Here is a 12,718-nt window from a genome sequence, read left to right on the forward strand (position 1 = left end):
GTAATTAAGCGGCAGCCGTCGGCAGGCAAGGAGAGGAAACCGGCGATGTGGGACCGGACGTGAACGGGACGGGCGGCGCGGAGCGCCGGATTTCGGCCCAGGCGGTGTGCACGGCGATCCGTGACGACATCATCAGCGGGCACTTCGCGCCGGGCACCCGGCTGACCGAGGAGCAGCTCGCCAAGCGCTACGGGGTGTCGCGGGTCCCGGTCCGCGAGGCGCTGCGGACCCTGGAGTCCGAGGGCTTCGTCCGCACCCGCAGGCACGCCGGCGCGTCCGTGGCCGAGCCCACCGACCAGGAGGCCGCGGACCTGCTGGAGATCCGCGGCCTGCTGGAGCCGCTGGGTGCCGCGCGCGCCGCCCAGCGGCGCACCGAGGCGCACGTCAAGGTGCTGCGCGGGTTGGTGCGGCTCGGGCAGGAGCGTTCCGCGCAGGGGCAGTTGTCCGATCTGCCGGCGCTGGACGGCTGGTTCCACGAGACGCTGGCGCAGGCTTCCGGGAGTCCCACGCTGGTCGCGCTGCTGACGCAGCTGCGGCACAAGATCGCCTGGGTGTACGCGGTGGACTCGCCGGGCCGCGCGGCGGAGTCCTGGGAGGAGCACGGAACGGTCGTGGACGCCGTCGCCCGCGGGGACGCCGAGCGCGCCCGCACGGCGATGGCCGACCACGTGGAGCGCGCCACTTCGGTGCACCGGCTGCGCCGCCCGGAGCGCACGGGCCGCGGCGCGCCCCCCGGGTGAGGAATCGGAAACATGCCGTACACAAAACGAGCGATCGCGTTTAACAGAAGTGCCGTATACAACTGAGACAATAGGGGTGCGCTGTATTTCGCGCCCATGATTCCGTCGTGAGCCTGGAGAATTCGGCGAGTGCCGAAATAGCCGGGGCCGCGAAATCCGGTCGGATTTCGCGGCCCCGGCCCGCAGGTCCGGCGACCGGGTCAGACGGTCTCGGGAAGCTCTTCCAGACCCTCGGACACGAGCTTGGCCAGGCTGTCGAGCGCGGCGTCGGCGCCCTCGGCGTCGGAGGCCAGGACGACCTCCTCGCCGCCCGCGGCGCCCAGGCTCAGCACGGCGAGCATCGAGGCGGCGTTGACGGGGGCACCGTCGGCCTTGGCGATGGTCACGGGGACGCCGACGGCGGTCGCGGCGCGGACGAAGATCGCTGCGGGGCGTGCGTGGAGGCCCTCGGCCCAGCCGACGGTGACGCGGCGCTCAGCCATGGTGTTGTCCTTCGGGTCGTTCCAGGGTGGTCTAGACCAGTCTGCCACGCCGGGCGCACCGGTCGGTCCCTTCCGTCCCTGACATGGTCGCACCGATCCCGCGTCCCCCGATGGCCGTACGCTGGCCCCATGACGAGCCCGCCGCCCACGGAAGAGCGTGAGTACCCGGTCCACTGGGAGGCGGACATCGTCCTGCGCGACGGCGGGATCGCCCACGTCCGGCCCATCAGGCCCGACGACGCGGGCCGGCTGGTCAGCTTCTACGAGCAGGTCTCGGACGAGTCGAAGTACTACCGCTTCTTCGCGCCCTACCCGCGCCTGTCCGACCGGGACGTGCACCGCTTCACCCACCACGACTACCGCGACCGGGTGGGGCTGGCGGCCCTCGTCGGCGGCGAGTTCATCGCGACCGTCCGCTACGACCGCACGGAGACCGACGAGGCCGAGGTCGCCTTCCTCGTCCAGGACGCCCACCAGGGCCGCGGCGTCGCCTCCGCGCTGCTGGAGCATGTCGCCGCCGTGGCGCGTGAGCGCGACATCCGGCGCTTCATCGCCGAGGTGCTGCCCGCCAACCGCAAGATGATCAAGGTCTTCACGGACGCCGGCTACACCCAGCAGCGCAGTTTCACCGACGGCGTGGTCCGGCTCGAGTTCGACCTCGAACCCACCGAGCAGTCCGTCGCCGTCATGCGCGCCCGCGAGCAGCGCGCCGAGGCGCGGTCCGTACGGCGGCTGCTCAGCCCGTCCTCGATCGCCGTGATCGGCACCGGACGGCGGCCCGGAGGCGTCGGCCGCAGCGTGCTGCGGCACATCACCGAGGGCGGCTTCACCGGCCGGGTGCACGCGGTGAACCGTTCCTTCGACGCCGGCCTGCCGGTCCTGGAGCCCGAGGGCGTCCCGGCCCACCGCTCCGTCGCGGAGATCCCCGGACAGGTCGACCTCGCCGTGATCGCGGTCCCCGCGGAGAACGTCGCCGAGGTGGTCGACGAGTGCGGCTCGCACGGCGTCCTCGGCCTGCTCGTCCTGTCCTCCGGCTACGCCGAGTCCGGCCCGGAGGGCAACCGCAGGCAGCGCGCCCTGGTCCGCCAGGCCCGCTCGTACGGCATGCGCGTCATCGGGCCCAACGCCTTCGGCGTCCTCAACTCCGCCGCCGACGTCCGGCTCAACGCCTCATTGGCCCCCGAGATGTCGCAAGCCGGGCGGCTCGGGCTGTTCACCCAGTCCGGGGCCATCGGCATCGCCATGCTGTCCGGGCTGCACCGGCGCGGCGCCGGGCTGTCGTCCTTCGTCTCCGCGGGCAACCGCGCGGACGTCTCCGGCAACGACATCCTCCAGTACTGGCACGACGACCCGGCCACCGACGTCGCGCTGCTCTACCTCGAAACCCTCGGCAACCCGCGGAAGTTCTACCGGCTCGCCCGCCGCACCGCCGCCGTCAAACCGGTCGTGGTGGTCAAGGGCGCACGCCACTTCGCGGCGACCCCGCCCGGCCACACCGTGCCGGTCACCCGCATCCCCGACAGCACCGTCTCCGCGCTGCTGCGGCAGGCGGGCGTCATCCGCACCGACACCGTCACCGAGCTCCTGGACACCGGGCTGCTGCTGTCCTGCCAGCCGCTGCCGTCGGGATCCCGCGTCGCCGTCCTCGGCAACTCCGAGTCGCTCGGCCTGCTCACCTACGACGCGTGCCTCACCGCCGGACTGGAGCCGGCCCGCCCCGCGGACCTCACGACCTCCGCGGCGCCGGAGGACTTCCACGCCGCGCTCGGCGCCGCGCTGCGCGATCCCGCCCACGACGCCGTCGTCGTCACGGCCATCCCGCGCGTCGGCGACGAACTGCAGGGGCACCCCGAGACCGGCGACGACCCCGACCTCGCCGCCGCCCTGGAGCGCGCCGTCGCCGAGGCCGGCGGCGGCAAACCCGTGGCGATCGTCCACACCGCGCTCGAGGCCATGGGCACCCGCCTCGCCGCGGCCGGCATCCCGGCCTACGCCGCGGCCGAGCGCGCCGTGAAGGCCCTCGCCCAGGCGGCCGCCTACGCCCAGTGGCGCCGGGACGCCGCGACCCCCGGCAAGGTGCCCGAGTTCGACGACGTGGACGGGGCCGCGGCCCGCCTGGACGTGGCGCGGCTGCTGAAGGACACCGGGGAACGGGCCGCGGACGGCGCCCCCGGCGTCACCCTGGACGAGGCCTCCGCCGCCGCGCTGCTGGCCCGCTACGGCATCGCCGTGCGCTCCGCGCTGCCCGCGCCGGATGTCGCCACCGCCCTGGACGCCGCCCGCCGCCTCGGCTACCCCGTGGCGCTGAAGACCACCGCCCCGCACCTGCGCCACCGCGCCGACCTCGGCGCCGTCCGTCTCGACCTCGCCGACCCCGACGACCTGCGCCGGGCGCACGAGGAGCTGACCGCACGCCTCGGCAAGCCCGAGGAGCTGCACCTTGTGGTGCAGGCCATGGCGCCGCGCGGGGTGGACACCGTCGTCCGCGCCACCGTCGACCCGGGCGCCGGCGCCGTGCTGTCCTTCGGCCTCGCCGGCGCGGCCTCGGAACTGCTCGGCGACACCGCGCACCGCCTCGTCCCCGCGACCGACCGGGACGCCGCCCAGCTGGTGCGTTCCATCAGGGCCGCCCCGCTGCTCTTCGGCTGGCACGGCGCCGAGCCGGTCGACACCGCCGCCCTGGAGGAGCTGCTGCTGCGGGTCTCGCTGCTGGTCGACGACCTGCCCGAGGTCGTCTCCGTCGACCTCGAACCGGTCGTCGTCGCCGCCGAGGGACTGACGGTGCTCGGCGCGTCCGTGCGGCTCGCGCGCCCCCCCGCTCGAACGGACCTCGGACCACGCGCACTGTCGTCCTTCTGAACACATGCGCCGCACTAGGATGGTGCGCATGGCGAAGACCGGTACGACCACCCAGGGGCTGCGCGCGGCGATCGAGCGCAGCGGCTACTACCCGACCCTCGTGGCCGAGGCCGTGGAGGCCTCCGTCGGCGGGGAGCCGGTCCACTCGTACCTGGTCCACCAGGAGACCACCTTCGACGCCAACGAGGTCCGCCGGCACGTCACCGTGCTCGTGCTGACCAGCACGCGCTTCATCGTCAGCCACACCGACGAGCAGGGTGCCGACGACACGTCCCCGACGCCGTACGCCACCACCTCCACCGAATCGGTGAAGCTGGAGCGGATCTCCTCGGTCGTGCTCAGCCGGGTGGTCGCCAACCCCGAGTCCTACACCGTGGGCACCCTGCCCCGCGAGGTCGTGCTCACCATCGGCTGGGGCGCGGTCAGCCGCATCGACCTGGAGCCCGCCGCCTGCGGCGACCCCAACTGCGAGGCCGACCACGGCTACACCGGCTCCTCCACGGCCGACGACCTGAGCCTGCGGGTCAGCGAGGCGGGCGACGGCCCCGAGACCGTGCGCCAGACCCTGGCCTTCGCGCAGGCCCTCTCCGAGGCGACCGCGAGCACGGCCGCCTGATGGCCCATCCCGTCCCCCCGTACGAGTCCGCACCGCTGGACCCCGCGAGCGCCCCCGCCCCGCGCTACGGCACGGCCGCGCTCAGCGACCTGCTGCCCGCGGTGGCCGCCGGCCTCGGTGTGACCGGCCTCCCGCCGACCGCGCTGCGCCTGGCGCCGGCCGACCGGGTCTGCGTCTTCCTGGTGGACGGCATGGGCTGGGAACTGATCCTGCGGCACCCGGACGAGGCGCCCTTCCTCACCTCGTTGCTGGGCACCTCGACCGGCGGTACCGGGCAGCCGCTCACCGCGGGCTTCCCCTCGACCACCGCCACCTCGCTCGCCTCGGTCGGCACGGGCCTGCCGCCCGGCGCCCACGGGCTGGCCGGCTACACCGTCCTCAACCCGGACACGGGCGGGCTGATGAACCAGCTGCGCTGGCAGCCGTGGACGTCCCCGCAGGACTGGCAGCCGCACCCCACCGCCTTCCAGCTCGTCCAGGACGCCGGGGTCGAGACCTGCCAGGTCACCTCGCCCACCTTCCAGCACACCCCGCTGACGAAGATCGCCCTGAGCGGCGGCACGTTCCACGGGCGGCTCACCGGCGACGAGCGCATGGACCTCACCGCCGAACGGCTCGCCGCGTCCGACCGGGCGCTGGTCTACACGTACTACAGCGAGCTGGACTCCATGGGCCACCGGCACGGCGTCGACTCCGACGCCTGGCGCGGCCAGCTCATGACGGCCGACCGCCTGGTCCAGCGGCTCGCGGAGCAGTTGCCGCCGCGCAGCGCGCTCTACGTGACCGCGGACCACGGCATGATCGACATCCCCTTCGACCCTGAGTCGCGGATCGACTTCGACGAGGACTGGGAACTGGGTGCGGGCGTCGCCGTCCTCGGCGGCGAGGCCCGGGCCCGGCACGTCTACGCCGTCCCCGGCGCGGCCGCCGACGTCCACGCCGTGTGGAGCGAGGTCCTCGGCGAGCAGATGTGGGTCGCCACCCGTGACGAGGCCATCGGGATGGGCTGGTTCGGCCCGCACGTGGAGGACAGGGTGCGCGGGCGCATCGGCGACGTCGTGGCCGTCGCCCGGGACGACGTCGCCGTCGTCGCCACCCGAACCGAACCGGGGGAGTCCTCGATGGTGGGTCTGCACGGTTCGATGACCCCCGTCGAGCAGTTGGTGCCCCTGCTCGAAGTACGCTCCTGAATCCCGCAACCCGCCCGCACACCCACCGCCCACCACCGTCCGCCGCCCCGAAAGGCCGTCGCCCCCTCATGCCTGAGCTCGTGTTCTTCTCCGGAACGATGGACTGCGGAAAGAGCACACTGGCGCTGCAGATCGGGCACAACCGGTCTGCCCGCGGGCTCCAGGGCGTGATCTTCACGCGGGACGACCGGGCGGGGGAGGGAAAGCTGTCGTCGCGGCTTGGCCTGGTCACGGAGGCGGTGGAGGCCGCCGAGGGGATGGACCTGTACGGGTACGTCGTGGACCTGCTGTCCAGGGGCGGCAGGGTGGACTACGTGATCGTGGACGAGGCGCAGTTCCTCGCGCCGGAGCAGATCGACCAGCTGGCCCGGGTGGTGGACGACCTGGACAAGGACGTCTTCGCGTTCGGCATCACCACCGACTTCCGCACGAGGCTGTTCCCGGGCTCGCAGCGCCTGGTCGAGCTGGCGGACCGCCTGGAGCAGTTGCAGGTGGAGGCGCTGTGCTGGTGCGGGGCGCGGGCCACGCACAACGCCCGTACGGTGGGTGGTGAGATGGTCGTCGCGGGTGCCCAGGTCGTGGTCGGCGATGTGAACGGTCCGGGCGACGAGGTCGGCTACGAGGTCCTGTGCCGCAGGCACCACCGCCGCCGGGTGACGGCCGCCACGGCCGGTGCCTCCGCCCTCTCGCCGGACGTCCTGCCGGTGGCCTCCGACTGAGGGTCGCCGGCCGGATCGGCTCTCCGCCCGCGCGGCGGGCCCGAACGGAACGCCCGCCGTGCGCACAGAGGTTGACAACGATTCAGGCGGGGTTCAATGACGCCAGGACGCGAACTCACCGGTGCGCGCTAGGTTCTTGACCGCGACGCAGTTCATCACCGCCGGTCGGGAGAGGAGCCCTCATGGCAGAGATTCAGATTCCGGGTGACGAGTTGGAGGATCTGAGCGGGCTGCTGGGCCGGGTGATGGACCTCATCGACACCAAGCCCACGGGCTTCGACGAGACGGCCGTGGGCGCACCGCTGGCGTCCTCCGGCGGCCACTTCGAGAGCGCGTGGAGCGACGGCCGTACGCAGCTCAAGCGCCAGGGGAACCAGCTGAAGGACGCCTGCGACCAGATCGTCAAGGCGTTCACCGACTACGACAACCAGAGCGCGGAGTCCCTGACCGCGAAGTAGCCGACCCACCCGACCGGTCCACACGGCACTGACTGAGGAGCGCGCGGCGATGGCCCTTGACGGAACACTGGCGTTCGGCCTTCGGATACCGGACGGCTGGGTGGAGTACGACCTGTCCGGCGAGGCGCTGGCCGGCATCCGGGCCGCGCTGATGAAGCAGACGCCGGACAAGGCGGAGCGGGACCGGATCAACGAGACGTTCCGCAATGTGCGGCGGATCGCGCAGGGCGCGCAGCGGCGCGGCGCGGTGTACGCGGCGGGCACGTTCACGATGTACGAGGACGGCCTGCTGATGGCGAACGTGATGATCTTCAAGGTCACGCCACCGCCGGGGCGGAGCTTCTCGCTGCACGATCTGAGCAAGGAGTTCTCGGCGGCGGGCGGCCGTCAGGGCGAGGGCACGGCCCGGACGTTCAGCACCGTGGAACTGCCGGGGATCGGCCCGGTGGGACGGGTGAAGGGCGTCGAGGAGGCCGAGGTCTCGCACGGGATCAGGACCAAGCTGCTGATCATGCACACGGTGGTGCCGTTCCCGGACGAGAGCGGCCAGGTGCTGGTGATCACCTGCTCCAGCCCGAACCTCCCGCTGGCGGAACCGCTGTACGACGTGTTCGACGCGATCACCTCGACGTTCAGTTTCGGTGTGATCACCCCGTCCTGACCGCGAGCGGCACGACGGGCCCGGTCCTCCCGCGGGAGGACCGGGCCCGTCGCGGCGCGGTGTTCAGCGCCCGCCGCCCGGCTCGGGGACGCGGACGGTCACGTACCTGCCGTCCCCGAGGTGCAGGTACGCCCTGCCGGGTTCGGGGTCGGCCCCCAGCAGGCCGTGCGGGAGACGGGCGCCGACGGGTTCACCGTCGCTGAGGTTGCGCGGGGCGAGGATCGCACCGCAGCGGTTGCGGCGGAGCGCGACCTGCCAGCCGCTCATGCTGCTGAGGAACGCCTCGTTGTTGCCGGCCGCGATCAGGCCCCAGCCGTCCCCGGCGGCCCCGCGGGCGAAGGTGGTGAGGTCGGAGTCGATCTCGGAGTGGGCCAGCATGTCGGCGTCGTCCAGCAGGATGGCGCCGGTCGGGCTGTCGACGCCGTGCAGGGCCTTGCGGAAGTCGGCGAGCGCCACGTCGGGATCGGTGAGGACGTCCACGACACCCGGCCGGCCGGCCAGGGAGCGCAGCGGGGACGGCCGGGGGGCGACGACGACCAGTTTGTTGCCGCGGGCGAGCAGGGACCGGGCCATGGTGAGCAGGACCGTGCTGCGCCCGGAGCGGGGCGGCCCGGCGATGACGAAGGTGGGGACGGCGGCCAGGTCCGTTCCCACGGCGGAGAGTTCGTCGCCGCCGACACCGACCATCGCCCACAGCGGGGAGGCGCCCTCGGGGATGCGGGTCAGGGCGTCCTCGAAGGAGAACCGGTCCGGGAGCACGTCCACCCGGAAGGGACGGAGCTGGGCCGGTACCGCGCGGTCGCGTTCGGCGGTCAGCTTGGCGATCCGGTCCAGGGCGGCCGCCTGCGCGGCGCCACTGGGGTCGGGGTCGATGAGCGCGATCTGGACGCTGCAGGTGTCCTTGAGCCGGATGGCACGGCCGGCGGGCAGTTCGGCGGGTATCTCCCGGTAGGGCACGCCGACGGCGGAGTAGTCGTTGCGGTCGTTGAGCCGCAGTACGAGCTTGTCCTCGGTGGTGGAGACGAACCGGGACGAGGTCAGGATCCGGTCGCCGGTGAGGACGAGGTGGATGCCGACGGCGGCGCCCTCGCGGAGCAGCAGGAGCATCTTCTCCATGACGCTGCCCTGGTCGTAGGTGCCGAAGTCGCGCTCGAACGCCTCGAAGCGGTCGACCAGGAGCAGCAGGTGCGGTGGGCGCCTGAGGGGGCTGCGGCGGCGGCGCAGCTCGGTGAGGTCGGCGAGCCCGCCGCGGCCGAGCTGGGCGCGGCGGCTGTTGAGTTCGGCGACCAGCCGGTTGAGCAGCCGGACCACGCGTTCGACCTGGCCGCGGTCCACGACGGCGCCGCAGTGCGGCAGTTCGGCCAGCGCCTGCAGGGCGCCGTTGCCGCAGTCCAGCCCGTAGATGTGGACGTCGGCGGTGCTGTGGTCGCGGGCGACGGCGGCGGCCAGGGTGCGCAGCGCCTGGGAACGGCCGCTGCGCGGCGCCCCGATGAGGTGGAGGTGGCCCATCGCGTCGAAGTCGAGGACGAGGTCGGTGCGGGCCTGTTCCGCGGGCACGTCGACCTGCCCGAACGTGACCGGGGTGAGGCGGCCCTCGGCGTCGTAGGACGGGCCGCTGCCCTCGGGGAGCGCGTAGGAGTCCGGCAGCGGCGGCAGCCAGGGGCGGCGGGGCTCGGGGATGCCGAGCAGTTCGGCGGCGGCGCCGATGCCCTGCACCAGGACGGCCAGGTCGGTGACCGTCTGGACGGCGCGCTGCTCGCCGTCCCCCCGGCGGGCGGGCGGCGGGTCGCCGAGTTCCTCCCAGTGCAGTTCGGTGAGGAGGGGGGCCGGGTGGTCGCCCTCGGAGGTGGTGGTGAGGTCGGGGCGGCGCCCGCCGATCCGGCCGGTCTGGAAGGGCAGCAGGACGGCGTGGCCGAGGCGGGCGTAGGCGCGGCCGGGGGTGCGGGGGGAGAGCTGGCCGGCGTCGGGGGCGTCGATGATGTCCCGGCTCTCGGCCGGGTCGGTGGTGCGCAGGGCGATCCGCAGGTTGGTGTTGGCGCGGATGTCGGCGGTGACCGCGCCGGAGGGGCGCTGGGTGGCGAGGATCAGGTGGATGCCGAGCGACCGGCCGCGCTGGGCGATGTTGACCAGTCCGGAGACGAAGTCGGGCAGTTCGCGGACCATGGAGGCGAACTCGTCGATGACCAGGACGAGCCGTGGCATCGGGCCGAGTTGGCGGCGGCGGGCGCGCTTGTCCGTGTAGTCGTCGATGTCCTTGGCGCCGGCGTCGGCGAGGATGTGCTCGCGGCGGCGCAGTTCCGCGCCGAGCGAGGTCAGGGCGCGTTCGACGAGGTGGGTGTCGAGGTCGGTGACCATGCCGACGGTGTGCGGGAGGTCCTCGCACTCGGCGAAGGCGCTGCCGCCCTTGTAGTCGACGAGGACGAAGTTCAGCTCGTCGGGCCGGTTGGCGACGGCCAGCGAGGCCACGAGCGTCTGCAGCAGTTCGGACTTGCCGGAGCCGGTGGTGCCGGCGATCAGGCCGTGCGGCCCGTCGGCCCTGAGGTCGACGGCGAACGGGCCGTCGACGCCCTCCCCGAGCACGGCCCTGGTGCTGCGCGGGGACACCGCCCACGCGGCGGCGACGGCCTCGGCGGTGGGCGGTTCCAGACCGAGCACGTCCAGCAGCCGCGCCGACGTGGGCAGCAGGCCCTCCTCGGCGTCGTCGCCGACGTCCCGTACGGGGGCGAGCGCGCGGGCCACCCCGGTGAACCAGGCCGGCTCGGGGGCGTCCATGAGGACGCCGGTCACCGGTTCCACTCCGGCCTGGCGGATCCACAGACCGCCTACCCCGGCGACGGCGACGGCCTGGCACTCCTCGGGCAGCAGCCGCTCCTCGTCGTCCAGGCAGAGCGCGTACACCCCGACCTCGGGGCCGTCGCGGAGGATCTGGATGACGCCGGGCAGCGCGCGCAGCCGGCGGGCGCCGTCCAGGACCACGAGGATGTCGGGCTCACCGGCGGCGCCGCCGCGCGGAGCGTTGCGGCCCGCGGCCCTCCGGGCGGCGATCAGGGCGCTCAGCTCGGCGACGCGGCGGCCCAGTGACTCGGCGCCGGACCCGACGAGGCTCACGGTGTCCTCGCCCTGCGGGGCGCAGTGCGGCAGCCAGTGGACCCAGGACCAGCGGTCCGCGCCGGACGAGCCGGACAGGACGTAGATGCGCAGGTCGGACGGGCTGTGCAGGACGGCGGCCTGGGCCACGAGCCAGCGCGCCAGGGACGCCATGACGTCGGCGCCACTGCCCTCGGCAGGCGCGCCCCCGACCCGGAGCGCCGCGTCGGAGGCGCGTACGTCGGCGGCCAGGCCCACGACGCCCGCGTCGCGGAGCGAGACCGCCACGGGCACGGCGTGCGTGGTGCGGGTGACCCGGCGGCGGTGCTCGGCCTCGGCCGGGTCCTCCAGCTCGACCCAGGCGGGCCGGTCGGCCACCCCGAGCCGCAGGAGCAGGAAGTCGTCGTCCCGCCAGCGGCGTTCCCACAGGCGGCGGCGCGGACCGGCGGCGATGAGCAGGGCGGTGGCCGGGTCGGGGCAGGCGGCCCGGCGGGCGGCCTGCTCGGCGAGGACCGCTTCCTCGACCTCCTGGTCGAGCTCGGCCTTGGTCTCCTTGTAGACGGCGAGCTGCTCCGCGTACGTCTCCTTGCCGCGCCGCTTGGCGGTCAGCTGGTTGACCAGGGCCATGACCGGGGAGAGCAGGCCGAACAGGAGCATGCGGGAGTTGCCGGTGAGGGCCGTCATGGCGCCGGACATCACGAGCGGTGCGAAGATCATCGGCAGCTGGAGTCTGTTGCGGGCCTGCTTGCTGGGCGGTCGCGGCAGCCGGAAACGATTCTTCGGGGTCGGCGGGAGCAGCCGGGGCGGGCGGTTGTAGTCGAGACCGGTCCCGTCGGCCGAGGGGACCACGGCGGCGTCGGGGGCGGTGGCCTCGGTCCGTTCCAGCAGGACGGGCCCGCAGGTCAGCACACCGGCGACGGGCCAGTCCCGCCACTGCCCGGTGCCGGTCAGCTCGCTGTCGTCCAGACGCAGGGTCTCGCCGTGTGCGGCGCGCACCAGGACGCTGCCGTTCACGGCGACGACGAGGTGGGCGGCGATCCCCGGGAGGTCATCGGCGGGCAGCCGGACGCGGGCCGTCGCGTCGGAACCGATGTCGAAGTTGCCCGGCGGCAGCCGGAACACCGATCCGGCGCCGGTGCCGCCGATGGCGCGCAACTCCACCACGCCCTCGGGCTCCTGGCCGGCCCGCGGCACGTCGAGCGGTGTCCCGAGGGCGAGCAGGCCGCCCGAGCGCAGTCCGGCGGCGGCCACGGATTGCTCCGCGGGGAGCCGGTCGGCGCCCGCGTACAGCACGGGCGGCTCGCCGGCGGGCGCGGTGCCGAGCAGGGCCTGACCGAGCTCTCCGGCCAGTTCGCCGACCGGGACACCGGGGTCGGTGTCGATCACGATGTCGGCCGCCCGGCCCGTCCGGGGATCGGGGTCGACGACGGTGACGGTCAGGCGCATGGGGCTGCTCCTCGGTTCCTTCCGAAGCGAACGGAGGCGGTACGGGCCGGACAGGTCTGCGGTCCGGCCCGTCCGCCGTGGGGCTGGGCGACAGGGATCAGTGGGGGAGGCTGTTGCCGAGCTGGGTGTCGGTCTCGGTGAAGCCCTCGCCGACGCTCTTGACGTACTGGGAGATGCCCGGCAGGCCCTCGATGACGTCGTTGTAGCCCTTGTGGAAGGACTCGAAGAACGGCCGGAACTTCGTCTCCGCCGCCGGGGTGCGGTAGCCGTCCGCGAGCAGGTTGTCGATATCGGTCTTGATCTTGCGGAGCTGGGCGATGGCCTGGTCGTACTCGTTGGTCACGGTCGCCGACGTGGAGTCGGTGATCTCGGTCTTGACGTCGAACTGCGGCATGGGGGCGGTTCCTCTCCTGTGGAGCGGGCTGGACGGTCGGGCGGGCTGTCGCGGGCCGGAGCGGGG

Annotated in this window: 10 protein-coding genes; 7 read left to right on the plus strand and 3 right to left on the minus strand. The window is 73.5% G+C overall.

The annotated features are described in order from the left end of the window. Positions 1 to 47 precede the first annotated feature (47 nt). Positions 48 to 740: a GntR family transcriptional regulator gene (locus ACIP98_RS10650; RefSeq protein WP_401974979.1), complete on the plus strand. Its 693-nt coding sequence runs from the start codon at positions 48 to 50 to the stop codon at positions 738 to 740. A gap of 200 nt (positions 741 to 940) precedes the next feature. On the opposite strand, the gene ACIP98_RS10655 is transcribed toward ACIP98_RS10650, so the two are convergent. Next, on the minus strand, positions 941 to 1,222 hold the full coding sequence (locus ACIP98_RS10655; protein ID WP_319659122.1) for an HPr family phosphocarrier protein: 282 nt from the start codon (positions 1,220 to 1,222) through the stop codon (positions 941 to 943). 129 nt (positions 1,223 to 1,351) lie between these two features. Here ACIP98_RS10655 and ACIP98_RS10660 point away from each other — a divergent pair, with 129 nt between their 5' ends. The 6 genes from ACIP98_RS10660 to ACIP98_RS10685 all read left to right on the plus strand — a co-directional run bounded on the left by ACIP98_RS10660 (position 1,352) and on the right by ACIP98_RS10685 (position 7,725). Beyond that, positions 1,352 to 4,081: a GNAT family N-acetyltransferase gene (locus ACIP98_RS10660; protein ID WP_401974981.1), complete on the plus strand. Its 2,730-nt coding sequence runs from the start codon at positions 1,352 to 1,354 to the stop codon at positions 4,079 to 4,081. 28 nt (positions 4,082 to 4,109) lie between these two features. Continuing rightward, positions 4,110 to 4,697 (plus strand): DUF5998 family protein, encoded by a 588-nt coding sequence (locus tag ACIP98_RS10665; protein ID WP_319659120.1) that lies wholly within the window; start codon positions 4,110 to 4,112, stop codon positions 4,695 to 4,697. Further along, the gene (locus ACIP98_RS10670) at positions 4,697 to 5,887 is read left to right on the plus strand and encodes an alkaline phosphatase family protein (RefSeq protein WP_401974984.1); all 1,191 of its coding nucleotides are present in this window, start codon (positions 4,697 to 4,699) and stop codon (positions 5,885 to 5,887) included. Before ACIP98_RS10665 ends, ACIP98_RS10670 begins: the two co-directional genes overlap by 1 nt. A gap of 68 nt (positions 5,888 to 5,955) precedes the next feature. Further along, positions 5,956 to 6,606 (plus strand): thymidine kinase, encoded by a 651-nt coding sequence (locus ACIP98_RS10675; RefSeq protein WP_319659118.1) that lies wholly within the window; start codon positions 5,956 to 5,958, stop codon positions 6,604 to 6,606. A 182-nt stretch (positions 6,607 to 6,788) separates the two neighbouring features. After that, positions 6,789 to 7,064, plus strand: a complete 276-nt coding sequence (locus ACIP98_RS10680; protein WP_319659117.1) for a hypothetical protein — start codon at positions 6,789 to 6,791, stop codon at positions 7,062 to 7,064. 49 nt (positions 7,065 to 7,113) lie between these two features. Further along, on the plus strand, positions 7,114 to 7,725 hold the full coding sequence (locus tag ACIP98_RS10685; RefSeq protein ID WP_319659116.1) for a hypothetical protein: 612 nt from the start codon (positions 7,114 to 7,116) through the stop codon (positions 7,723 to 7,725). A gap of 63 nt (positions 7,726 to 7,788) precedes the next feature. Here ACIP98_RS10685 and ACIP98_RS10690 read toward each other — a convergent pair whose 3' ends face one another. Next, positions 7,789 to 12,258 (minus strand): FtsK/SpoIIIE domain-containing protein, encoded by a 4,470-nt coding sequence (locus ACIP98_RS10690; RefSeq protein ID WP_401974987.1) that lies wholly within the window; start codon positions 12,256 to 12,258, stop codon positions 7,789 to 7,791. 97 nt (positions 12,259 to 12,355) lie between these two features. Continuing rightward, entirely contained in the window at positions 12,356 to 12,652 is a 297-nt protein-coding gene (locus ACIP98_RS10695) for a WXG100 family type VII secretion target (RefSeq protein WP_319659114.1), read from the minus strand. Positions 12,653 to 12,718: the final 66 nt, after the last annotated feature.

This window comes from Streptomyces sp. NPDC088354 (assembly GCF_044753585.1).
Taxonomy (GTDB): Bacteria; Actinomycetota; Actinomycetes; order Streptomycetales; family Streptomycetaceae; genus Actinacidiphila.